Here is a 23788-nt window from a genome sequence, read left to right as displayed (position 1 = left end):
CATTCTGATTTGAGTAATTTTTTGGCATTACGGGACAATTCCAAATGAAAGTTTTCTACGACAAAGACGCCGACCTCTCCCTCATCAAGGGCAAGCAAGTGACGATCATCGGCTATGGCTCGCAAGGCCATGCCCACGCCCAGAACCTGAAGGACAGCGGTGTGAACGTGACGGTCGGTCTGCGCAAGAATGGCGCTTCGTGGAACAAGGCGGTCGGCGCCGGCCTGAACACCAAGGAAGTGGCGGAAGCCGTGAAGTCGGCCGACATCGTCATGATGCTGCTGCCGGACGAGCAGATCGGCGACGTGTACAAGAACGAAGTGCATGGCAACATCAAGGAAGGCGCCGCCCTGGCCTTCGCGCACGGCTTCAACGTGCATTACGGCTGCGTGATTCCGCGCGCTGACCTCGACGTCATCATGATCGCCCCGAAGGCCCCGGGCCACACGGTGCGCTCGACGTACTCGCAAGGCGGCGGCGTGCCCCACCTGATCGCCGTGGCACAGGACAAGTCGGGCGCCGCGCGCGACATCGCCCTGTCGTACGCAGCCGCGAACGGCGGCGGCCGTGCCGGTATCATCGAAACGAACTTCCGCGAAGAGACGGAAACCGACCTGTTCGGCGAGCAAGCCGTGCTGTGCGGCGGTACCGTCGAGCTGATCAAGGCCGGTTTCGAAACGCTGGTCGAAGCCGGTTATGCGCCGGAAATGGCCTACTTCGAGTGCCTGCACGAACTCAAGCTGATCGTCGACCTGATCTATGAAGGCGGCATCGCCAACATGAACTACTCGATCTCGAACAACGCTGAGTACGGTGAGTACGTCACCGGCCCGCGCGTCGTGACCGAAGAGACGAAGAAGGCGATGAAGCAATGCCTGACCGATATCCAGACCGGCGAGTACGCCAAGTCGTTCATCCTGGAAAACAAGGCGGGTGCCCCGACCCTGATCTCGCGTCGTCGCATCACGGCCGAGCACCAAATCGAGCAAGTGGGCGGCAAGCTGCGCGCAATGATGCCGTGGATCGCCAAGAACAAGCTCGTCGACCAGTCGAAGAACTAAGTACGACGCGCCGCAAGATGCGTACGCCCGGCAGCGTGTGGGCGTCGCACTGGCGGCGCACGGCAGGCGGCTTGGGCGCGTCAAGCGCATCGCGCGTTTGAGCGCCGGAACCGCCGCGCCTGGCCGTCCGTTTTGCTGTAGCTGTCGCTATGGCAAGGCGGACGGCTTTTTTCGTTTCCTCTCCCCCGCATCGACCGTGAACCGGCGCCGTGGCGCCTCGATGTGGCCGGCTTTGCGGTGGCGACGCCGATCGGTCGATTGGGGAAAAAGTGTCGCCGCGCCGCGCGCATTGCTACAATGCCGCCACGTCACGGTTTGGCCCAACGCAGGCCGACCCGCTCACTCAACCGTTTTACCAAGGACGCGAGTTCAATCGCATGAATTATCCTCACCCGATCATTGCCCGCGAGGGCTGGCCCTTCCTGGGTATCGCCGTCGCCGTGGCGCTCGTCGTGCACTTCATGGCCGGCGTGCTGTGGGCCGCGCCGTTCTGGGTGATCGCCCTGTTTGTCCTGCAGTTCTTCCGTGATCCGCCGCGGCAGGTGCCGCAGCAGGCCGGCGCCGTACTTTCGCCCGCCGACGGCCGCATCGTGGCCATCGAAACCACGCAAGATCCGTACGCTGGCCGTGAAGCGCTGAAGATCAGCGTGTTCATGAACGTTTTCAACGTGCACTCGAATCGTGCCCCGGTTGACGGCACGGTGACCAAGGTGGAATATTTCCCGGGACGTTTCTTCAACGCCGATCTCGACAAGGCATCGCTCGAAAACGAGCGCAATGCGCTGGTGATCGACGTGGGGGGGCAGATCGTCACGAGCGTGCAGGTCGCGGGACTCATCGCGCGCCGGATTTTGTGCTACGTGAAGGTGGGCGATACGCTTTCGCGCGGTCAGCGTTACGGTTTCATTCGTTTCGGTTCGCGGGTCGACGTGTACCTGCCGCTGGGCTCGCGTCCGCGCGTGACCATCGGCGAGAAGGTGTCGGCGACCTCGACGATCCTGGCCGAGCTGTAAGCCACGCGAGCCCACGGACCACGGCCGTGTGCGGCCGCGCGACCTCCGGTCGTGCGTCACCGTGTCGCGACCTGCAACTGCTTTCGCTTCTTGCGTTCCAATCGCGGTGATCCGTTGCGGGATCGCCCGCTGTCATAGCATCGTCAAGGAGGTCCGCATGCCGGAAAACCATCGCGGCCGCTTGCGCAATAATGTCAGGCATCTCTCGGCGTTCAGCCGTCACAACCCTTCATCCGCAGAGCCATTGATGAACGAAGACCACGACCACGGTGTGGAGGACGATCTGCCGGTGCGCCCGCGCAATCGCGGCATCTATCTGTTGCCGAACGCCTTTACGACCGCCGCGCTGTTCTGCGGCTTCTTCGCGATCGTGCAGGCCATGAACGATCGTTTCGAGCAGGCCGCCATCGCGATCTTCTTCGCCATGGTGCTCGATGGCATGGACGGGCGCGTGGCACGTATGACCAACACGCAGAGCGCGTTCGGCGAGCAATACGATTCGCTCTCGGACATGACCTCGTTCGGCGTAGCGCCGGCGTTGGTGATGTACGAATGGATTCTCCATGAGATCGGCAAGTGGGGCTGGCTCGCCGCGTTCGTCTACGTGGCCTGCGCGGCTTTGCGGCTGGCGCGCTTCAATACGAACATCGGCGTGGTCGACAAGCGCTTCTTTCAGGGCTTGGCGAGTCCGGCGGCCGCGGCGCTTATTGCCGGTTTCGTGTGGATTACGATCGACAACAAATTACCGGTCAACGTTTTCTGGATGCCCTGGGTGGCGTTCGGGCTGACGATTTACGCGGGGATGTCGATGGTATCGAATGCGCCGTTCTATAGCGGCAAGGCGCTCGATGTGCGTCAGCGGGTGTCGTTCGGCGTGGTGCTGCTCTTCATGGTCGGCTTCATTCTCGTGTCGTCCGACCCGCCGCTGGTGCTCTTCGGCATGTTCTGTCTGTACAGCGTTTCCGGCTATGTGCTCTGGGCCTTCCGCTTTCTGAAGGGGCGCCGGCAGCGCATTTTCGGCGACGTCGACGAATAACGTGGCAAAACAAGGGGCGTCTCGGTGCGCCCCTTGTCACATTCGCCTGTCAGGCTTGTCGGGCGATCGTTTGCGGTGCGATGTTGTAGTCTTGCGAATGCAGGCCGGAAGTTTTCCCTGGCCCGGGCAGGTCGTGGCAACGCTGAGCCGACCCGGTGCCGATTCGATGGTTCGACGTGACGAAGGAGCAAGCATGGGCATTCTGGACTTTGTGAAAGAAGCCGGCGAGGCACTGTTGGGCGGCCAGGCGCAAGCCGCAGAGGCGCCCCGCCGGGGCCTGACGCGGACGAAGCCAACCGCAACGCGGCTGACGCCATCGAGGCGTACATCAAAACGCAGAACCTCGACGCGACCGGCCTGACCGTCACGTTCGACGGCGCGTCGCGCACGGTGACGGTGTTCGGCGTGGCCCCGGATCAAGCGACCAAGGAAAAGATCCTGCTGTGCTGCGGCAATGTGAAGGGCGTCGAGAAGGTGGACGACCGGATGTCGGTGTCGACGGCGTCGGCCGAGGCGACGTTTCACACCGTGGAGAAGGGCGATACGTTGTCGGCGATCTCGAAGAAGGTCTACGGTGACGCCAACCGATACAACGCCATCTTCGAGGCCAACAAGCCGATGCTTTCCAGCCCGGACCGAATCTATCCGGGACAGGTGCTGCGCATTCCGGTGGCCTGATCGTCGTTTGTCTCGTGATATCCAGCCCGGCGCCGTGCCGGGCTGTTCATTGGTGGCGCAGGCAGGATCGCGGGCTCGCGAGCGCCTGTCTGCATGCGGCTTGCAGCCCGCGCCGCGCGTTGCGAAATCACCCGATTGCGACTATATTGGCGCTCATGATTTCAGGCGCCGCCCCGGCTTCGGACCTTCCTCTCGCACCGCCAACGCTATGCCATGCTCCCGTCCGCGGGCCGGCCATGCCTGCGCGCGTCGCGCGCTGATTTCCTCCCGGTAGTTGCCCGCCCGTTCGACGATCCGCCCGCCCGTGTTGCCTGTTGCCTGCTGCGTGAGCACAGTGTCGTGGGCGGCCAGGCGTCCTACGGCTTGCGAATGCGCCGCCCCGGACATCAAGAACAAACTGAACCCTACAAGATCCCCACTGGAGAAAGTCATGGCCGACAAGCTGATCATTTTCGATACGACCTTGCGCGACGGTGAGCAGTCGCCCGGCGCGTCGATGACGCGCGATGAGAAGATTCGCATCGCCCGCCAGCTGGAGCGTCTGCGCGTGGACGTGATCGAAGCCGGCTTCGCCGCCAGCTCGAACGGCGACTTCGAGGCCATCCGGGCCATCGCCGGCATCATCAAGGACAGTACCGTCTGCTCGCTTGCGCGTGCCAACGACCGCGATATCGCCCGTGCCGCCGAGGCCCTCAAGGGCGCGAACTCGTCGCGTATCCATACGTTCATCGCCACGTCGCCGCTGCACATGGAGAAGAAGCTGCGCATGAGCCCGGATCAGGTGCTCGAGCAGGCGAAACTCGCCGTGCGGTATGCGCGTCAGTTCACCGACAATATCGAATTCTCACCGGAAGACGGCAGCCGCTCGGAGCTGGATTTCCTTTGCCGCGTGCTGGAAGCCGTCATCAACGAAGGCGCGACGACCATCAACGTGGCCGATACCGTGGGTTACGGCGTGCCGGAACTTTACGGCCAGCTCGTGCGCACGCTGCGCGAGCGTGTGCCGAATTCGGACAAGGCGGTCTGGTCGGTGCACTGCCACAACGATCTGGGCATGGCCGTCGCGAACTCGTTGGCCGGGGTGCAGTTGGGGGGCGCGCGTCAGATCGAATGTACGATCAACGGTCTGGGCGAGCGCGCGGGTAATACGGCACTCGAAGAAGTCGTGATGGCGATTAAGACCCGCAAGGATTACTTCGGTCTGGAACTCGGCATCGATACGACGCAAATCGTGCCGGCCTCGAAGCTCGTCTCGCAGATCACCGGCTTCAGCGTTCAGCCGAACAAGGCGGTGGTGGGCGCCAACGCGTTCGCGCACGCCTCGGGCATCCACCAGGACGGCGTGCTCAAGGCGCGCGACACCTACGAGATCATGCGGGCGGAAGATGTGGGCTGGACCGCCAACAAGATCGTGCTCGGCAAGCTCTCGGGCCGCAACGCCTTCAAGCAGCGCCTTCAGGAGCTGGGCATCGAGATGGCGTCGGAGCAGGACGTGAATGCCGCGTTCGCCCGCTTCAAGGAGCTGGCTGACCAGAAGGCTGAAATCTTCGACGAGGACATTCTGGCGATCGTCTCGAATGAAGCGCAGGCCGACAGCAGCGAGCATTTCCATCTCGTGTCGATGGCGCAACATTCCGAGACGGGCGAGCGCCCGAGCGCCCGCGTGGTCTTCACCGCGCAGGGTAAGGAACTCATGGGAGACGCCGAGGGTAACGGCCCGGTCGACGCCGTGCTCAATGCCATTGAATCGCAGGTGCAAAGCGGCGCCGAGCAACTGCTGTATTCGGTGAACGCGATCACGACGGGTACGCAATCGCAGGGTGAGGTGACGGTGCGACTGTCGAAGGGCGGGCGCATCGTGAATGGCGTGGGCACAGATCCCGATATCGTCGCGGCGTCTGCCAAGGCGTATCTGTCCGCGCTCAACAAGCTGTATTCGAAGGCCGAGAAGCTCAACCCGCAACTGACGCCGTAAGCGAGGGCGCACTGGCGCCGTTGACGACCGATCCATGGCACGACACGCCCGCCTCCGGACATCCGGTAGGCGGGCGTTTTGCTGGTGGTGGGGCTCGCCATGCGATCAGAACAGGTCGTGATCGAACTTCTCGTGTAGCGGATCGGGGCTGATCTGGGTCGTCTTGACGATGCCGTCCGCATCGAAATAGAAGTTCATCATCGAGTACCAGACGTCGTCCTGCTTGAAGCGATAAGTCCAGACTTCACGCTTCATGAGGGGGAAGTACGACGTTTCGACCGGTTCGCCGAAGTGATGCAGCACGTCGGTTTTCGTCCACTTGTCGATCTCGACCTTGTTGAACTCCGGCATCGAGAGCACTTGCGCGGTACCCAGCAGGCGGCCTTGAGCGTCGAAATCGGCGGCGATCGTCTCTTCGCCGAACGGCTTGGTCGGATAGAGCCAGCGGGTCACGCCGGGCGTGAGCGGATAGACTTCCCTGGGTTTGCCCAGCCTTGCTTGCACCTCGGCCTGCGAGGCGTTGGGGGAAATGGTTTGCCACGGGGGCGTGTAGCAGGCGCTCAGCGATAGCGCGAGTGCGCCGCCCAGGAGCCAGCGCAGTGCCGCGGCGGGGCGTGAAGCGCCGGGCAAGGCGGCGGCTGTGTTCGGGGGGCGATGCCCGCGCGCGCCCGAGTCGAATCAGTCATGAATGGCCTCGCGTCAGAGGAAGACGGCCGCAGAGCGGCATGTCGATAGCATACCGCCGTGTCGCGTGTTCCGGGGCGGGGCGGCTTGCCGGGGGCGGGTGGGGGGCGTTATGATGCGCGCCGACACAGTCTCAGAGGCCTCGATGAAATTTCATGTCTTGCTGGCGCGCTTGAGCGCGGTGTTGTGCGCCGCCGGCCTGCTGGCCGCGACCAGCCTTGCCCACGCGGCACCGCCGATCCGGCTGGCGCTCATCGAGGGGATGAGCGGCCCCTTCGGCAATGCGGGCGCCATGGTCGAGCGCAATTTGCGCTTCGCGATCGAGCGCGTGAATGCGCGCGGCGGCGTGAAGTTGCGTGACGGCGCCCATCCGTTCGAGTTGACGGTGTTCGACAGCAAGGGCGGCGTCGAAGACAGCCTGGTGCAACTCAAGGCTGCCGGCGATCTGGGCATCCCATTCGTCTTCCAGGGCAACAGTTCGGCCGTTGCGTCGGCGTTGATCGATGCCATCAACAAACGCAATGCGCGCGAGCCCGGGCAGCGCATGCTGTTCTTCAATTACTCGGCCGTCGACACGGCGCTCACCAACGAGCAGTGCAGTTTCTGGCATTTCGCCTTCGACGCCAATGCCGCCATGCGCATGCAGGCGTTGACCGAGGCCATCAAACAAGATCCGAGCATCCAGAAGGTCTACCTGCTCAACCAGGACTACAGCTTCGGCCGGCAGGTCGCCGGGCTCGCCCGACAGATGATTGGCGCCAAGCGCCCGGACGTGCAGATCGTGGGTGAGCAGTTCAGCCCGGTGGGGCGCGTGAAGGACTTCACGCCCTATCTTGCGCGCATTCGCGCGGCAGGTGCCGATACGGTGGTGACGGGGAGTTGGGGCAACGACCTGACCTTGCTCGTCAAGGCCGCACGCGAACAGGGGATGGAGCTCAAGTTCTACACGTTCTATGGCAACGCCCTCGGCGCACCGGCAGCACTGGGCGAGGCGGGGGTTGGCCGCGTGTACGCCGTGGCCGAATGGCACCCGAACGTGGGCGGCGAGGCGTCGGATGCTTTCTACAAGGCGTTCCGTGCGCGTTATCCGGAGGCGCGCGACGACTATGCGCTGCTGCGCATGAGCGTGATGATCGACATGATTGCCGCGGCGCTCGAGCAGGCCGGCACCACCGATGTGACGACCGTGGCGCGGGCGCTGCAGAACCGCCGGATTCGCGAGGCGCCGGTCGACGCATGGATGCGTCCGAACGACCACCAGCTGATCGAGCCGTTGTACGTGTCGGTCATGCGCCGCGCGGGCGAGCCGGGGGTGAAGTTCGACAACGAAGGCTCGGGCTTTGGGTTCAAGACAGTGCTCGAGCTGCCCGCCAGCAAGGTGGCGTTGCCGAGTACTTGCCGCATGGCCCGCCAACGGTGATCAGCCGGGAAGGGCGCAAGGGTTGGGGCGGGCTGGCGCGATGGAAAAAATAATTGGTCGAGATTTTCCGGATAATCCATCGAAATGGTCCGGATTGTTTGGCGGGATGCCCGACTTTCAGCGCTCAAACCGTTCGCTCGGCCCCGTCCGAGGTGGCGTGGCGAGGAAAAGTATGGCGTCCGGGGGCAACTCCCGTATAATCGCGCACTTGCAGTTTTGTTTATGTGCGGCAATGCCGCGCATGTTTTTGTAAGTTCACGGCACGGCCATTCTTCCGTGACCGCGTGTATCCAAAGGAAAGCAAATGACTACCGCAATGACCAAGAAGTCGGACGTCGTGGCGCAATTCGCCCGTGCCGCTAACGATACCGGCTCCCCCGAAGTGCAAGTTGCGCTGCTCACCACGCGCATCAACGAACTGACGCCGCACTTCAAGGCGCACATGAAGGATCACCACAGCCGCCGCGGTCTGCTGCGCATGGTGAGCCGTCGCCGCAAGCTGCTCGATTACCTCAAGGGCAAGGACGCAGATCGTTACCGCGCCCTGATCGAGAAGCTGGGCCTGCGTAAGTAAGCGATTGCGATTACGACGAGATGCCTGTATCAGCGTGCTGATGCAGGCATTTTGTTTTTGGGCGCGCCCTGACGGATGTCCTGAGGATGTCCGGCCGGTCGCGAACCTCACCGTTGGGCTGGGTTCTCCCCGGTTCCAGCAGTTCCTGTAGTTCCCACTTTATGGGGCCTCGTCGATAAGCAGGGCTTGTGTCATTCCAGCGTCGCCCGAGCGATGCCAATGTCTGCGCACCAAGGTGCCGGGCAACGCTGGAATGGCATAACACTCCCCCCTGCGAAGCGTCGGGATCACCCCGGCAGCGATATCGCGCCGCTGCTGCATTCGCGCGATTCGATATAGGAGTGCAAATGTTCAATAAAGTCGTCAAGTCTTTCCAATGGGGACAAAACACGGTTCGCATGGAGACGGGTGAGATTGCTCGCCAGGCATCCGGTGCCGTGCTCGTCGACATGGACGATACGGTCGTGCTGGCCACGGTCGTGGGTGCGAAGAGCGCCAAGTCGGGCCAGGATTTCTTCCCGCTGACCGTTGACTATCTGGAAAAGACTTACGCCGCCGGCAAGATCCCGGGGGCTTCTTCAAGCGTGAAGGCCGTCCGTCGGAAAACGAAACGCTGACGTCGCGCCTGATCGACCGCCCGATCCGCCCGCTCTTCCCGGAAGGCTTCTACAACGAAGTCCAGGTTGTGGTGCAGGTCGTTTCGCTGAACCCGGAAGTGCCGGCGGATATCCCGGCCCTGATCGGCGCATCGGCAGCGCTGTCGATCTCCGGTCTGCCGTTCAACGGCCCGGTAGGCGCCGCGCGCGTGGCCTACGTTGACGGTCAGTACGTGCTGAACCCGTCGCGTGAGCAGATCGCCCAGTCGAAGCTCGACCTCGTCGTTGCCGGTACGGAGCAAGCCGTGCTGATGGTCGAATCGGAAGCGAAAGAGCTGCCGGAAGACGTGATGCTGGGCGCCGTGGTGTTCGGTCACGATCAAATGCAAACGGCGATCAACGCCATTCACGATCTGGTGCGCGACGCAGGCAAGGCCGAGTGGGATTGGGCCCCGGCCGCGAAGAATGAGGCGCTGATCGCACAAGTGTCGGCACTGGCGGACGCCTCGCTGCGCGCCGCTTACCAGACGCGCGAAAAGCAAGCGCGTACGCAACAACTGCGCGCCGTGACCAGCGACGTCATCGCCAAGCTGGGCGAAGCGGCGAGCGCCAAGGGCGAAGCCGCGCCGGACAGCATCGAAGTGGGCAACATCCTGTTCGATCTGGAAGCCAAGATCGTGCGTAGCCAGATTCTGGCTGGCGAGCCGCGTATCGACGGCCGCGACACGCGCACCGTGCGCCCGATCTCGATCCGCACCGGCGTGCTGCCGCGTGCCCACGGTTCGGCGCTGTTCACGCGTGGCGAAACGCAGGCCCTCGTGGTGGCCACGCTCGGCACCAAGAGCGACGAGCAGATCATCGACGCGCTGCAAGGCGAGTACCGCGATCGCTTCATGCTGCACTACAACTTCCCGCCGTTCTCGACGGGTGAAACGGGTCGCGTGGGTTCGCCCAAGCGCCGCGAAATCGGTCACGGCCGTCTGGCCAAGCGCGCTTTGGTGGCGTGTCTGCCGGGCGCCGACGATTTCGGTTACACCGTGCGTGTGGTGTCGGAAATCACCGAATCGAACGGTTCGTCGTCGATGGCCTCGGTGTGCGGGGGCAGCCTCGCCATGCTGGACGCCGGTGTGCCGCTGACGGCACCGGTCGCCGGTATCGCGATGGGCCTGATCCTCGAAGGCAACAAGTTTGCCGTGCTGACCGATATTCTCGGCGACGAAGATCACCTGGGCGACATGGACTTCAAGGTGGCGGGTACGTCGAACGGCGTCACCGCGCTGCAGATGGACATCAAGATCCAGGGCATCACGAAGGAAATCATGCAGGTCGCCCTGGCGCAAGCCAAGGAAGGCCGTCTGCATATTCTTGACAAGATGGCGCAAGCGCAGTCGGGCGTGCGTACGGAGCTGTCGGAATTCGCGCCGCGCATGGTCACCATCAAGATCAACCCGGAAAAGATCCGCGACGTGATCGGCAAGGGCGGTTCGGTGATCCGTGCACTGACGGAAGAGACCGGCACGAGCATCGATATTTCGGACGACGGCGTGGTGACGATTGCCAGCCCGAGCGCCGAAGGCATTGCGGAAGCGAAGCGTCGTATCGAGCTGATCACCGTGGAAGTCGAAGTGGGCCAGGTGTACGACGGTACCGTGCTGAAGCTGCTCGAGTTTGGCGCGATCGTGTCGGTGCTGCCGGGCAAGGATGGTCTGCTGCACATCTCCGAAATCGCCAACGAGCGCATCAAGGACATCAACGAGTACCTCAAGGAAGGCCAGGCGGTGCGCGTGAAGGTGATCCAGCAGGACGACAAGGGTCGTCTGCGTCTGTCGCACAAGGCGCTGACGGACGAAGAAAAGCAGGGTAGCCCGGCGCTGGTCAAGCGCGAAGGCGACGCCCAGTAATTCCGATGTCGGTATGAGGCTTGGCGGCGCGCGTTGGCGCGTCGCTGTGCCAATGAAAACGGCGACGCTTGCGCGTCGCCGTTTTTTTATCCGTCGCACGGATCGGCAAAATAATGCGGAAAAAATGCGAGAGGGGTATTTACAGAAAATGGGTTTGTCTTTAGAATCTCATTTCTCTGTTCGGGGGGTATAGCTCAGCTGGGAGAGCGCTTGCATGGCATGCAAGAGGTCAGCGGTTCGATCCCGCTTACCTCCACCACGGATTCCGAAGCTTGATTTTCAGGCGCATCGAACAAGCAAGATTCTTGCGAAAACGATGCAAATCACTTGAAAATAAAGCTTCACAAGCGAAGAAATGTTGTTTAGAATAGCGTTCTTCGCGAAATGCAGTAAAGCGAAACAGACAAGATTGTGACGATTTTGTCCCCTTCGTCTAGAGGCCTAGGACATCACCCTTTCACGGTGAGTACAGGGGTTCGAATCCCCTAGGGGACGCCAGAATTGGTGCCGGTAGCGAGTCGGTATCAGTTTAAAAATGCCACGCAGTGGGTGGCGTAAAGCCCGCTGGAAGTTTGGCGGGTTTTTTTGTCGGTTTTGGAGCGGTAGTTCAGTTGGTTAGAATACCGGCCTGTCACGCCGGGGGTCGCGGGTTCGAGCCCCGTCCGCTCCGCCAAAACCTACGTAGTTCGGCAATCTGCGCGTAACAACGCTGCAGTGTCGAATCGCTAGCAGGAAAGCAAAGTGAATCACATCACAATGCTGCAGCAAGTTTGGAGCGGTAGTTCAGTTGGTTAGAATACCGGCCTGTCACGCCGGGGGTCGCGGGTTCGAGCCCCGTCCGCTCCGCCAAACGAAGAAAGCCCAGGCTGATGCCTGGGCTTTTTTTATCGCTCGACGTTCATGATTTCGAGTCCTGCAACGGGGCTTTCAGGGCGTTTCGATACTATTTTCTTCCTATGCCTGTCGCCCTGAAATTGCGTGCGGATTTTTCGCGTAGTTTCGCGAAAATGTGCAAATCATGCGCATTGATGATGCGCGTTGATCGCGCGCGGTAAGCCGTCGGGCCGTGGTGATGTTCCGAGTCGGCCCGAGGCGCGAGCGATCAGCCTTTGACGCGTACGATCCAGCGCAGATAAAGCAGCAAGCCGAAGGCGGCGACCGCCAGGCTCGCGCTGTTGGCGAACCAGAATCCTGCGGCGCCATGCAGCCACACCGGGGACAGCCCGCCGACGTCGAAGCCCAACACATAGCCACCCCCCAGTCCGACGCCCCAGAGTGATACGGCATAGATGACGGTCGGGATCACCGCAACCTTCCACGCACGCAACACGAAGACGGCACTTACCTGCAAGGCATCGAATACGTGATAGCCGGCGACGATGGCGAGTAATGGCATCGCGACCGCCGCGACCAGCGGATCCGACGTATAAGCCGCCAAAACCCACGGCCGGCAGAGTCCCATGACGCTCGCCAGCAACACGCCCAGCAGGCCAGCAAACTCGACGCCGCGGCGCCCGACCCGGCGCGCCAAGCGAAAGTCGCGCTTACCGATGGCCTGCGCGGTGAGCGTCGCTGTCGCAATCGCAATCGACATCGGCAGCATATACATGAGCGCGCCGAGGTTCGCGGCAATCTGGTGACCGGCGAGCGTCACGTCGCCCAGGCGAGCGATGAAGATGGCCATGAACGAGAACGCCGTCACTTCGATCAGGTAGCTCAGTCCCATGGGTATGCCGAGCTTGAGCAGCGCACGAATCGCCGGCCAGTGCGGCCAGCAGAATCGGGAGAAGATGGCGAAGTCACGCAACTTCGCGTGACGTGCCATCAGTGTGAGGCCGAGCGCACACGAGACCCAGTTGATGGCGGTCGTGGCAATGGCGCAGCCGGTGCTGCCGAGCGCGGGAATACCCAGCCGTTCTAAGCCGTAAATCAGTGCCAGATTCAGCGGGACTTTCAAGGTCAGTCCCGTGACCTGAATGGCCATGACGATGCGAGGCTGCGCCACGGCGGTGGATAGCGAGGAGTACACACGAAAGAGCAGCGCGGCGGGCAGGCCGAACGCGAGCATCTGGAGATAGGCGCTCGCGCGCGCTTCGAGTTCGGGGGACGCTTCGGAGAGTCGCAGAATGAACTGCGGATGCGACAGCAGCAGGACACCCGGCACGGCGAGGAACCCGGCGAGCCAGAACGCCTGACGCACTTCCTCGCCGATGCTTTCGCGCTCTCCTGCCCCGAAGCGTTGCGCGGCGACCGGGGAGAGCGCCACGAGCACGCCCATCAGGCCGACATACACCGTGATGTAGATCGACCCACCGAGGGCGAGCGATGCGAGATCGAACGCCGAGGCGCGACCGACCATCGCCGTGTCCATCACCCCGAAGGCGATGACGGCCAACTGGCCGATGAGCACCGGCCAGGCCAGTTCGGCAATGCGTTTGATGTCGTGCCACATGGCGTTGCGTGAGCGTCGCTAGCGATGGAGGGGGGAGGTTAGCGCGGACGCGCCCCGCGCCGCCCCGGACGCTCCTGCAATACATAGAGGCGGAAGCGCTCGTCGCGGTCGGCCGCGCGGCGGCCTTCCCAGAGCTGACGCCATTCGTAGGGCGCCAGCGACAACGGTTCGCTGTAGTCCTGCGAGTCTTGGCGCAGCAGCACGTCGCAATCGTCGTTGGCCGTGCCGAAGCGCATCTTGCCGAAGTAGGCGAACGACGCGAGCTGCGCGTCGCCGACGCGGGCCGTGCGAATGCACGTGTAATCGGCGGGCAGATGGGCGGCGATCTGTGCGGCCACGTCGCGATAGGTTCTGCCGTAGTTCACGACGGGCAGCCACAGCGTCATGAGCAATACCCACATGAGGGTTGTGCCGCCGGACGACAGCACCACGCTGCGCCACAGGACTTTCGGGCTGCGCGACACGCGCCACGCCACCAGCGCGACCCAGGCGCCGGTCACGATCAGGGCGCTGATCAGCGTGACCCAGCTGAACTCGGGGACGAAGCCCGGGACCAGGCGCCGCAGATTGCGCGCCGTGGAGACCGGGAAGCCGGTGATGCCGGCGAGCCAGACGATCCAGACGAAACCTGCCAGCACGGTAAACGACAGCACGGCGAACCAGTCGATGGCGTTGACCGTGCCGCGCTTGAGCGTGGGCAGGCCGAAGGCGGCGATGATCGACAGCGCGGGCAGTGCCAGCATGAAGAGCTGATTGCCCTGATGCGCCTGCAGCACGATCAGGACAAGAATCACGACGGCAAAGGCAAGCGCAATCGCGATGTGGGGCGCGCGCCGCATGCCGCGCCACGAGTAAAGCGACCACGCGGCGAGCGGCCATGCGGGCCAGGCAAACAGCGCCAGATTCTTGGCGATGTAGCTCAGCGAGGCGAGCGTCGGGCCGCTGAAGGTGTCCATGCCGATATCCGTCCACTCGCCGAGCCATTGGCGTGCGCCACTGGCAAACTTGAGCGCCGCGAGCGGCCACGTGCAGGCAATGAGCAGCGTCACCGGCGTGGAGATCAGCAGCAGCATGCGCAAGGGCAGGGCGCGGCAGACAATGGCTGCGGCAATGCCTGCGAACCAAAGCGAGAGCGTCATCAGCGGCGAGGACGCGAGCGCCATGCCGCCCAGGGCGAGGCCGAACCAGACGGCGCCCTGACGCGGCTTGTCGAGGCTGCGCACGAGGCCGTAAATCGCCATCGAGATGAGTGTGAGCTGTCCGACGGCGGCCGTTGTCTCGTGTCCACGCTCGGCCAGACCGAAGCAGGCCAGAAGAATCAACAGGGCGCCGTCCGCGAGCGTGCGTCCATAGTCGCGCGGTTCTGGCTCGCCACCAAAGGCATATTTGAACGGTTGCACTTCGGGGCGGCGACCGAGCAGATAGGTGCCATACCAGATGAACGTGCAGGTGGCGTAGAAGCACAGTCCGGTGACAATGCGCGCGGCGTCGGGGGCGTCGAGCCACGAGAAGGCGCGTATGGCGAGCGCACCGAGCCATGAGACGAGCGGGCCGGTGTCGTAAATGGGTTTGCCCGCGATGTTCGGCAGCAGCCAGTCGGACAAGTGACCGTGCGCCATCGTCCACATGACGCCGAAACCTGCGGCGTCTTCGTTTTTCCACGGATCGCGACCGAACAACCCCGCCAGCACATAGATGACACAAATGGCGATCAGCAGCGAACGCGGTAGCGCGCTGGTGGCGGAGGCGGTGATGCGAACTCGTTTCATAGGCCGGACGACTGGATCGGCACGGCGGCCGGATCGGGGAGACTCAGAGGGCGAGCCGGAACGGGCTCGAAGGTGAAACTCGGGGTGCTGCTCAGGGCAAAACCAAGGGAAAACTCGGACAAATCGGAAAAGCCGACAGTATGACAGTAAGCCGTGCGGTGGCGCAGACCAGACCCAAGAAAAAAGGGCAGCCTGAGCTGCCCCTTTCCAATGCTTTCCACAACGCCGGGGTATTGCCCCAAGGTGCTGGCCCGCCAGTCTCTGCCGGGCCCCGCAGCGCGTTGTGTGGCGCGTCGCCGATAAAACTTAGGCGATCTTGCCGCCGGCGCGGTTGCCGAACTTCTGGCGGAACTTGTCGACGCGGCCAGCCGTGTCCATGATGCGTTGTTCGCCGGTGTAGAAGTTGTGCGAAGCCGACGACGTTTCGATCTTCACGAGCGGGTAGCTCTTGCCATCCTTCTCGGCCGTTTCCTTGGTGTGGATCGTCGAGCGGGTGATGAATTCGAAGTCGACGCCGGGCGTCATGTCGCGGAACAGGACTTCGCGGTATTCGGGGTGAATGCCTTCTTTCATGATGTACCTTGGGTTAAGTCGGTAGCCAGTCTGCGCGGGAGGAGATTCGCCCGAGGTCGTTACCCCGGGAGGCACGCCGTTGGCCCGCTAACGCCATCGTCGTCATGCGACGGGAGGGACGTCAACCACTTTCCGGGTGAGTAAAACGCGCATTATGCCATGAAAACAATGACTTTCGCAAAGTTTTCACGGGTCGCTGGCGGGCGTGGATGCCGCTGTGTCGGGCGTGGCGTCGCCGGTGCCGGCGCTCACCGCCGGATCTTGCAGGAAATAGCGCGAGAACAGGGCGTACAAGGCGGGATAGGCGTCGCGGAAGGCCTCCGGGGCCACGAAGAATGCCTCGGCGCAGACGGCGAAGAACTCCGATTCGTGTTCGGTGGCGTAGGGGTCGAGCAGCGACGACGAGGCAAACGCGTCCCAGTGGGCATCCGGAACGTTGGACACATCGTGGCAGAACGCCTCGTATGCGGGATCGAAGACATCGCACCAGGCTTCGGGCGTGAGGTCGCCATGCACGCGCCGCAGCATCGGCGGCACGCCGTCGGCCTCGCCGCCTTCCATGTCGATCTTGTGGACGAACTCGTGAATCACCACGTTGTATGCCAGCACGTCGCGCGCCTGCACGTCTTGCCATGACAGGACGACGGGGCCACCCTCCCAGGCTTCACCGCTAGCCTCCTGCGTGACGTCATGCACCACGCCCGCTTCGTCCTGCACGGTTTTGCGAATCAGGAACTCGCCGGGATACAGCACGATGCCCGTCCAACCGCGATACAGCGCGCTCGGCAGATGGAGAATCGGCAAGCAGGCCTGCGCGGCCACCGAGACGCACATCGCTTCGGTCAATGGCAGGTCGTGCGCTGTCGAAAACTGTTTGGTGCCCAGGAAATCGGTGGCGAGCCCCCGGAGCTTGTCCAGGTCGGCTGGGCTGCGACGTGCGAGGAACGGCAGGGCGCCCACGACTTCGTGCCAGACAGCATCGTCGATCATGGGGCGTGGATGGGAGTGCCGTAGGCGGGCGAGCAGAGACTTGAGCATGGAGAGCGAGGCCGGAAGTTGGGCACAACCACGGTGGCGTACGGTACCGTCGCACACCGACGACGCATCGATTCTAATTTAGCTGCTTTTGGGCGGCCGCAAAGATGGCGCCGCACAGCGCGACGATGGCGATGAAGTGGAAGCCGTCGATGAACGTCAGGAATGACGCTTGGCGCTGAATCATCCCGGCAATTTGCGCTAGCGCGGCGCCGTGGGCCTGCGAGGCGGCTACCCCAGCACGCGTGAAGCCATCGGCGAGCGCATCGAGTGTCTGCGTGAATCGCGGGTTGAACGGATTGGCGACTTCGGTCAGGCGAGTGCGGTGCAGCGCTTCACGGTGCTGTTCGAACGCGACAATCGTGGAGACGGCGAACGAGCCGGAGAGCTGGCGCAGGATGTTCTTGAGCCGGTAGCCATGCACGAAGCTCTCGTGATCGAAAGTACGGAAGGTCAGATTGGCCACGGGCAGCACGGTAAAGATGCCGAACACGGCCTTGAGGGCTAGCACGCCATACAGTTGCGACTGGCCCGCATCGGGTGGCATGGCGGCGAGCCACAGGCTGGTGGCGATCGTCATCACGAACCCGCTCACGATCAGTAATTTCTTGTGTGTAATGAATTTCGCGACGCGAAAGTACGCCAATAGCAAGCCTACGGTGAGCAGCGCCGAATAGCCGAGCAATTGCCCAGTTCGCTCGACCGTGAAGCCCAGCCCCTGCTCGAGCATGCGCGGCATGAGGTAGCTCTGCGTGTTCGCCAGGTAGTAGTACGCCGCGTACAGCAACAGTCCGACCTGAAACTCCCGTCGACGAAGCGATTGCAGGCGAATGAAGGGCGCCGGATGTTGCCACTGGTGATAGCCGAACCACACGAGCGAGCCCACGCCGGCGACGGTCAGCAACGGCAACCATGGGGTTTGCAGCCACAGCGTGTAGCGCATTTCCTGCAGCACGACTTGAAGCGCGCCCATCGCCAATGCGAAGGCCATGAAGGGCGCGAACGGATAGCGGCTATCGGTGGCGCGTTCGCGCAGGCGGCCGACGTCGGGTACCGAGAACCAGGCGAGTCCCGCGAGCAGCACGGCGGGCGGCGCAGTGCACAGGAACAGCGTACGCCACGTGTATTCGGAAACGAGCAGCCCGCCGATCAGTGGCGCAGCGGCCGAGCCGGTGAAGAGCAGCAGCGCGAACGTCTGCACCGTTTTGCCGCGGCGCTGTGCCGGCACGCTCACTTGCGCCAGGATGCGGCACGAACTCATCCAACTGCCCGCGCAAAAACCCTGGCAGGCCCGCGCGATCACGAGCTGGGTCACGCTTTCGCTGGTGCCCGCGAACAGCGCGCCGCACGCGTAGAGCAGCAGGGACGCTGTCAAATAGCGACGATAGCCGACGCGCTCGACGAACCATTGCTGCTTGAGGATCGCCAGGACCGAGGCAATGCCGTACGCCGTCGTCATCCATACGAACTCTTTGGGGGAGGCGTCGACGCCGCCGGAGATGTAGACGGCGAAGTAGACGAGCAGCGCGTTCTCGAAGAATTCGAGCCCCGGGATCAGGCCAAGCGCGTAGCGGTAGGCTTCGACGCGCATCGGTCGCCGCGGGGCGTCAGGGCCGGTCGGCGGGGCGGCGGATGTCATGGCAGGCGACGGGGAGCGAAGTCCAATCTCGGACGCGGTCAGTGCGAACGAGGCTTGCGGTGTTTTGCCGCACGTTCTGCCAGCAGTTCGTCGGCGGGCACACCACGAAGGCGCTGTTCGATGTACTGGAGGTCATGGGCGATCTGCGTTTCGAGCGTCTCCGCCTCACGCAATTCGCGGCGCACTTGTGCCGTGCGCTCGCGCAATGTGCCCAGCTGGGCGTGCAGGGCGTCGCGCACGACTTGCAGGTCCTCCTCGTTCATGCGGGATTTGCCGGATTCGACCAGGCGCATCGGGCGTTTGAGCATCTCCGTGATCGCGGCCACCGAAAAGCCGAGCGAGCGCATGCGCAGAATGCGGCCAAATGTCGCGAGATCCGACGCGGTGTACATGCGATAACGTCCACCGCTACGGGCAGGCACGACGAGGTTCAGTTCCTCGTAATACTTCAACGTCCGGGCTGTCACGCCAAGCGCGGCGGCGGCTTGGCCGACGCTCAGCAGGTGAGCATCGTCAGACGGCGTGTCCGTGGTTGGCGAGGGCGCGAGATCTGTGGGCATCCGATTGCCTCCGATCAGAAGATGAGCAACATGCTAGCACAACATGTACGTGAACGTATAGGTTTAGGTGGTGGACGAGAAGGTGCCGACGCCCGGGCGAGGAGGTAACGCAGACGCAAACATGGATCGCTCCGGCTGGCATCGACGCGTGGGCGCCCGTGCTGGCCGGGTCGGGCCGAAGGGGGGGGCGCGGCGGCGCTCAGTCGGGCAGCACTTTGCCCGGATTCATCAGCCCAAGCGGGTCGAACGCCGTCTTCAGTGTGCGCATCAGCGCGAGTTCCACCGGCGACTTGTAATGCGCCGAAGCCTCTCGTTTGAGTTGCCCGAGGCCATGCTCCGCACTGATGCTGCCGTGATGGGCATGCACGCTGTCATGCACGGCGGCGGTGACCGCCGTCTGATGCCGATGAAGGAATTGGGCGGGATCGACGCCTTCGGGCGCCATCACGTTGTAGTGCAGATTCCCGTCGCCCAGATGGCCGAAGGTGACCATGCGGGCGCCGGGCGCCACACGCTGCACGATCGGATCGGTGGCTTTGAGAAACGCGGGCACCCGGGACACCGGCACGGCGATGTCGTGCTTGATATTGAGCCCGGTAGCCGACTGGGCCAACGGAATGCTTTCGCGCAAGTGCCAGAGCGCATTCGATTGCGCCAGGCTGTTCGCGACAATGGCGTCGTGCACGATACCCTGATCGACGGCCGCGTTCAGCAAGCGCTCCAGCAGATCGCGCGCGTGCGCTTCACTCTCGTTGTCCGAGAGTTCAAGCAGCACGGTCTGGGCATGAGGTTGCGTGAACGGATAACGCTGCTGCGGGAAAACTTGCGCCACGAGTTGGAGGCAGAAGTGGGACATCAACTCGAAGCCCGTGAGCAGTGGACCTGCCATGCGTTGCGCCAGATTCAGCAGGGCCAGGGCCTGTGTCGGGCTGTCGAGCGCGGCGAGCGCCGTCATGCGCGCGACGGGTTGTGCAAAGAGCTTGAGCGTTGCTGCGGTAATCAGTCCGAGCGTGCCTTCCGCGCCGATAAACAAATCGCGCAGGTCGTAGCCGGTGTTGTCCTTGCGTAGCCCGCGCAACCCCTCCCACAACTCACCCTGAGGGGTGATCACCTCGAGGCCGAGGCACAGTTCGCGTGTGTTGCCATAACGCAAGACGGCGGTGCCGCCGGCATTCGTCGCGAGATTGCCGCCGATCGTGCAACTGCCCTCGGCGGCCAGACTCAGCGGGAAGAGGCGCCCGGCGCTGGCGGCCGCTGCCTGCACGTTCGCCAGCAGACAGCCGGCCTCAGCGGTCAGGGTCATGTTCTCGGCATCCACCTGTCGGATGCGATCGAGACGGCGCAAGCTGATGAGCACCTGACGCCCGCTCGTGTCGGGCGTCGCGCCGCCGGCGAGGCCCGTGTTGCCGCCTTGCGGCACCATCGGCACGCCGTGTCGGACACACAGGCGCACGAGGGCCGCGACCTGTACGGCGTCGGCGGGGCGAAGCACGGCGAGGGCGCGTCCGGTATAGCGTTTGCGTTGATCGGTGAGGTAGGCGCCCGTGTCGGCGGCCTCGAGCAGAACGTGGTCACGGCCCAGCAGGTCACGGCACGCGGTGAGGAAGGAGGAGTCGTTCATGTCAGGGGGGGCGTCTCACGATTCGCGCGATCCAAGGGGGTAATGCTGAGTCTCCAGGGCAGGCGCTAACGCGCGGCTGCGGCGCGGGCTTTCGCGGCGCGCTTGTAGGGCCGCAGATAAAAGATCGTCGAGAAGAAGAAGACGACGGACAGCGCCGTCTCGATCCACGCGAGCGAGGCCGATGCCCCCGTGTCCGTCATGCCGCGCACGACGCCTTCGGCAAGAAACAGCAGGATGAACATGCTGGACCACTGCAGCGTATACAGGTTGCCGCGCAGCACGCCGCGCAGCGGCAGCAGCAACAGCAACGCCTTGAGAACCAGCCACGATCCACCGGGGCGCAGCGGCGCGAGCCATAACTCCCAGGCGAGCGACAGTGCAATCAACGCCAGCAGGCTCATCACACTGATCAGGCGCAGCCCACGAGCCCGCCGGAGGCGGCGGGCATCGGCGGTGGCGTGCGTGGGGGCTGCGCGTGCGCACGCCGGGTATCGGTGTTTTGGGGCATGTCGGGCGGTGTAGCGGTCATGGGCTTGTCGTGAGGGCCGGCGTTACTGCAGGAGAGCCAATCGCTGCGCGCCGCGGACGGCGTGTTGCGCGGCGCAAACCCTCATTCTGCCAGCTTGTGCGCCGCGCGGGCGAGTCGCGCGCCGAGCGCCGACGCCAACTGACGCTCGTCGGCCGAGAGCGGATTACCGTCATGCGCGAAATGGGTGGCGCCGTAGGGCGAGCCGCCGGTGCGTGTGCTGGAGAGCGCGGGTTCGGAATAGGGCAGCCCCATCAGCAACATGCCGTGGTGCAGCAACGGGATCATCATCGACAGCAGCGTGCTTTCCTGGCCGCCGTGCAGGCTGGCGCTCGACGTGAACACGCAGCCCGGTTTCCCGGCAAGGGCGCCCGAGAGCCACTGCGGCGTGGTGCCGTCGAGAAAGTATTTCAGCGCGGACGCCATGTTGCCGAAGCGGGTCGGCGACCCGAGCGCGAGTCCCGCGCATTCTTCCAGATCGCGCAATTCGACGTAGGGTGGGCCGCTGTCGGGAATGTCCGGTGCACTCGCTTCACATACCGTGGAAACGGCGGGGACGGTGCGCACGCGCGCCTGCGCGCCGGGCACGCTGTCGATACCGGCCGCGATGCATTGGGCGAGTTGTGCCGTGGTGCCGTGGCGGCTGTAGTACAGGACGAGGATTTCAGTCATGAAGTCGAATCGGCGGGTCGGTGGTGGCGGGCAGATCGATGTCGGGGCGTCGACACGAGGTAGCGAGATCAAGCGGTCTGGCTGCGCGTTGTGTCGTTGCAGGTCGACCCGTATGACGGGAGCGCCGGCGTGAGACGTAAGGCGGAAAACCTGCCCGAGCCTTGGGCCTTGGGTGAAAGCCGGGTGAAAAAGGAACGAAAAAGGAACGAAAAAGGAACGAAAAAGGAACGAAAAAGGAACGGAAAAGTGCGGGTATTATAGGGCGTTCCTATTGGCGTAACGGCTTAACCGCTTAACCGCGAGGCCCCGTAACGGCTCGCGTGGGATGAACGGTTGTCAGCCGCGCCAGCCCTTCCCCTTAGGAGCCCGATTTGCTCAGACTGTCCCGCATCAACTGGAACAACGTTCGCCAACTGCTGCGATACGCGCTTGCGCGGGCGCAGGACGACCGGATTCCGCAGGTGGCGGCGAGCCTGACGTTTACCTCGATCCTGTCGATCGTGCCGCTGTTCGCGGTGACATTCGCGCTGTTCACCGCCTTTCCGATTTTCAATACGTTTCGCGACGCCTTGCAGGGCTTCCTGATCGAGCACCTGATGCCCGAGAGCGTCAATGCCCAGATTTTCAATTACCTGAACCAATTCGCATCGAAGGCGAAAGGCCTGACGGCGTTCGGTTTGATCGGCTTGCTGGTGACGGCCGTGCTCACGTTAATGACGATCGAGTCGGCGTTCAACGTGATCTGGCGTGTGCGACGTCCGCGACCGATCGCACAGCGTCTGCTGATTTACTGGAGTCTGCTCACGCTTGGGCCGCTGTTGATCGGTGTGAGTCTGTCAATCAGTTCGTACGTCTTCACGCAATCGATGTCGCTGGTAAGCACGCTGCCGCCCGTGGTCACCTCGTTGCTCAGCCTGATTCCGCCGGCGCTGACCAGCGTGGTGTTCATGCTGATGTATCTCTACATGCCGAATTGCAAGGTGGACTGGCGCGACGCGCTGGTTGGCGGTGTCGTGGCGGCGCTGGCGTTCGACCTGACCAAGCGAGGCTTCGGCATGTACATCCGGCAGTTTCCGACCTATACGGCCGTATATGGCGCATTCGCGGCGGTGCCGATCTTCTTGCTCTGGATCTACCTGTCGTGGCTGGTGGCGCTGATCGGCGCGACGATCACGTCGGTCTTGCCCGCGCTGCGTCTCGGGCATTTCCAATACCCCCGCTTTCCGGGGAGTGATCTGCTCGACGGCCTGACGCTGATCCACTTGCTCAATCTGGACCGGGAAGCCGGCGGTAGCGGTCGCACGATGGCGCAACTGGCGAGTACGATGCGCACGAGCCTCGATCATGCCGGTGACCTGCTCGCTCGGCTTGAGCGCATGGGTTGGGTCGGACGGCTGACAATGCAGCCACCGGTGGAGCGTTGGCTGCTGCTCGCTAACCCGCGTACGACGACCCTGGCGCCACTGGTCGCGCAACTGGCCCTCAACGTTGACGAGCTGGCGCGGCAAATGGAGCGTCACGCGCTCGATGGCGCGCATGTTGCCGACATTCTGCGCGAAGGGAAATGGGACGTGCCCCTGGCCGACGCGCTACCGCGCGATGTCGCGCCGGACGACGGCGGTGGCGACGCGTCGTGTCTTGACGTGGATCACAAGGGTCACGAGCCCAAAGCAGGCGCTAGAGCTTGATGCGGCCGAGACAGATATCCCGAAACATGACCCAGTCGCCCATCAGGCTGTAGATCGGATGGCGGAAGGTGGCGGGCCGGTTCTTCTCGAAAAAGAAATGGCCGACCCACGCGAACGCATAACCACAGACGATTGCCGCGAGCAGCCACCATGGGTTGCCTGTCAGGGCAAGCGCCGCCAGAAAGGCGATCACGCCCCACGAGCCGACGAAATGCAGACGGCGGCAGACGGCGTTGCGGTGCTCGCCGAGATAGAAGGGGTAAAAGTCCGCAAACCGGTGAAACGCCGGCGACTCATCGTGCCCAGGTGTCATGG

At 63.3% G+C, this 23788-nt stretch carries 19 protein-coding genes, 4 tRNA genes and 2 pseudogenes; 13 read left to right on the top strand and 12 right to left on the bottom strand.

The genetic code is table 11. From position 1 onward, the window contains the following. Positions 1-44: 44 nt before the first annotated feature. From ilvC to lysM, 4 genes and pseudogenes are all read left to right on the top strand, one after another. Entirely contained in the window at positions 45-1061 is a 1017-nt protein-coding gene (ilvC, locus tag DRB87_RS13710) for a ketol-acid reductoisomerase (protein ID WP_017233287.1), read from the top strand. 377 nt (positions 1062-1438) lie between these two features. Then, entirely contained in the window at positions 1439-2074 is a 636-nt protein-coding gene (locus DRB87_RS13705; protein WP_026131823.1) for a phosphatidylserine decarboxylase, read from the top strand. 157 nt (positions 2075-2231) lie between these two features. Further along, positions 2232-3110, top strand: coding sequence for a CDP-diacylglycerol--serine O-phosphatidyltransferase (gene pssA / locus DRB87_RS13700; protein WP_130026288.1), 879 nt, complete (start codon positions 2232-2234; stop codon positions 3108-3110). 193 nt (positions 3111-3303) lie between these two features. Further along, a pseudogene (gene lysM, locus DRB87_RS13695) lies at positions 3304-3788 on the top strand (peptidoglycan-binding protein LysM). Between the two features lie 153 nt (positions 3789-3941). On the opposite strand, the gene DRB87_RS13690 reads toward lysM, so the two are convergent. Beyond that, positions 3942-4220, bottom strand: coding sequence for a hypothetical protein (locus DRB87_RS13690; protein ID WP_165385314.1), 279 nt, complete (start codon positions 4218-4220; stop codon positions 3942-3944). On the opposite strand from DRB87_RS13690, the gene DRB87_RS13685 reads away from it, so the two are divergent. Beyond that, entirely contained in the window at positions 4219-5763 is a 1545-nt protein-coding gene (locus DRB87_RS13685) for a 2-isopropylmalate synthase (protein WP_017233291.1), read from the top strand. The two genes, DRB87_RS13690 and DRB87_RS13685, sit on opposite strands and share 2 nt — an antisense overlap. 105 nt (positions 5764-5868) lie before the next feature. Here DRB87_RS13685 and DRB87_RS13680 read toward each other — a convergent pair whose 3' ends face one another. After that, entirely contained in the window at positions 5869-6393 is a 525-nt protein-coding gene (locus tag DRB87_RS13680; RefSeq protein WP_240755987.1) for a hypothetical protein, read from the bottom strand. Between the two features lie 199 nt (positions 6394-6592). On the opposite strand from DRB87_RS13680, the gene DRB87_RS13675 reads away from it, so the two are divergent. The 7 genes and pseudogenes from DRB87_RS13675 (at position 6593) to DRB87_RS13645 (ending at position 11787) form a co-directional block, all read left to right on the top strand. Next, a complete protein-coding gene (locus DRB87_RS13675) occupies positions 6593-7867 on the top strand; it encodes a branched-chain amino acid ABC transporter substrate-binding protein (RefSeq protein ID WP_130026286.1) in 1275 nt (424 codons plus the stop codon). Between the two features lie 304 nt (positions 7868-8171). Further along, complete coding sequence (gene rpsO / locus DRB87_RS13670) at positions 8172-8441, top strand: 30S ribosomal protein S15 (RefSeq protein WP_017233294.1); 270 nt, start codon at positions 8172-8174, stop codon at positions 8439-8441. A gap of 341 nt (positions 8442-8782) precedes the next feature. After that, positions 8783-10938 (top strand): annotated as a pseudogene (pnp, locus tag DRB87_RS13665) (polyribonucleotide nucleotidyltransferase). 183 nt (positions 10939-11121) lie between these two features. Further along, positions 11122-11197, top strand: a tRNA-Ala gene (locus tag DRB87_RS13660). 163 nt (positions 11198-11360) lie between these two features. Beyond that, a tRNA-Glu gene (locus tag DRB87_RS13655) sits at positions 11361-11436 on the top strand. A 98-nt stretch (positions 11437-11534) separates the two neighbouring features. Beyond that, positions 11535-11611 (top strand) — tRNA-Asp (locus DRB87_RS13650). Positions 11612-11710: 99 nt separating this feature from the next. Continuing rightward, positions 11711-11787: transfer RNA gene (locus DRB87_RS13645), tRNA-Asp, on the top strand. 253 nt (positions 11788-12040) lie between these two features. Here DRB87_RS13645 and DRB87_RS13640 read toward each other — a convergent pair. The 9 genes from DRB87_RS13640 to wrbA form a co-directional block, all read right to left on the bottom strand. Then, a complete protein-coding gene (locus DRB87_RS13640) occupies positions 12041-13390 on the bottom strand; it encodes an MATE family efflux transporter (RefSeq protein ID WP_130026285.1) in 1350 nt (449 codons plus the stop codon). 38 nt (positions 13391-13428) lie between these two features. After that, positions 13429-15159 (bottom strand): glycosyltransferase family 39 protein, encoded by a 1731-nt coding sequence (locus DRB87_RS13635; protein WP_130026284.1) that lies wholly within the window; start codon positions 15157-15159, stop codon positions 13429-13431. Between the two features lie 306 nt (positions 15160-15465). Further along, entirely contained in the window at positions 15466-15732 is a 267-nt protein-coding gene (locus tag DRB87_RS13630; protein ID WP_017233299.1) for a type B 50S ribosomal protein L31, read from the bottom strand. Between the two features lie 186 nt (positions 15733-15918). Beyond that, on the bottom strand, positions 15919-16770 hold the full coding sequence (locus DRB87_RS13625) for a zinc-dependent peptidase (RefSeq protein ID WP_130026283.1): 852 nt from the start codon (positions 16768-16770) through the stop codon (positions 15919-15921). Between the two features lie 73 nt (positions 16771-16843). Beyond that, positions 16844-18358 (bottom strand): MFS transporter, encoded by a 1515-nt coding sequence (locus DRB87_RS13620; RefSeq protein ID WP_165385313.1) that lies wholly within the window; start codon positions 18356-18358, stop codon positions 16844-16846. Between the two features lie 86 nt (positions 18359-18444). Further along, positions 18445-18966, bottom strand: coding sequence for a MerR family transcriptional regulator (locus DRB87_RS13615; protein WP_130026281.1), 522 nt, complete (start codon positions 18964-18966; stop codon positions 18445-18447). Between the two features lie 199 nt (positions 18967-19165). Next, positions 19166-20587 (bottom strand): FAD-binding oxidoreductase, encoded by a 1422-nt coding sequence (locus DRB87_RS13610; protein WP_130026280.1) that lies wholly within the window; start codon positions 20585-20587, stop codon positions 19166-19168. Positions 20588-20652: 65 nt separating this feature from the next. Then, on the bottom strand, positions 20653-20988 hold the full coding sequence (locus DRB87_RS13605; protein WP_130026279.1) for a DUF2069 domain-containing protein: 336 nt from the start codon (positions 20986-20988) through the stop codon (positions 20653-20655). A gap of 209 nt (positions 20989-21197) precedes the next feature. Then, positions 21198-21785, bottom strand: coding sequence for an NAD(P)H:quinone oxidoreductase (gene wrbA, locus DRB87_RS13600; protein ID WP_130026278.1), 588 nt, complete (start codon positions 21783-21785; stop codon positions 21198-21200). A gap of 371 nt (positions 21786-22156) precedes the next feature. Here wrbA and DRB87_RS13595 point away from each other — a divergent pair, with 371 nt between their 5' ends. After that, entirely contained in the window at positions 22157-23473 is a 1317-nt protein-coding gene (locus DRB87_RS13595; RefSeq protein WP_130026277.1) for a YihY family inner membrane protein, read from the top strand. Here DRB87_RS13595 and DRB87_RS13590 read toward each other — a convergent pair. Then, positions 23463-23786 (bottom strand): DUF962 domain-containing protein, encoded by a 324-nt coding sequence (locus tag DRB87_RS13590; protein WP_130026276.1) that lies wholly within the window; start codon positions 23784-23786, stop codon positions 23463-23465. The two genes, DRB87_RS13595 and DRB87_RS13590, sit on opposite strands and share 11 nt — an antisense overlap. Positions 23787-23788: the final 2 nt, after the last annotated feature.

This window comes from Pandoraea sp. XY-2, from assembly GCF_004193915.1.
GTDB lineage: Bacteria > Pseudomonadota > Gammaproteobacteria > Burkholderiales > Burkholderiaceae > Pandoraea > Pandoraea cepalis.
This window is presented reverse-complemented; position numbering and strand designations above follow the sequence as displayed.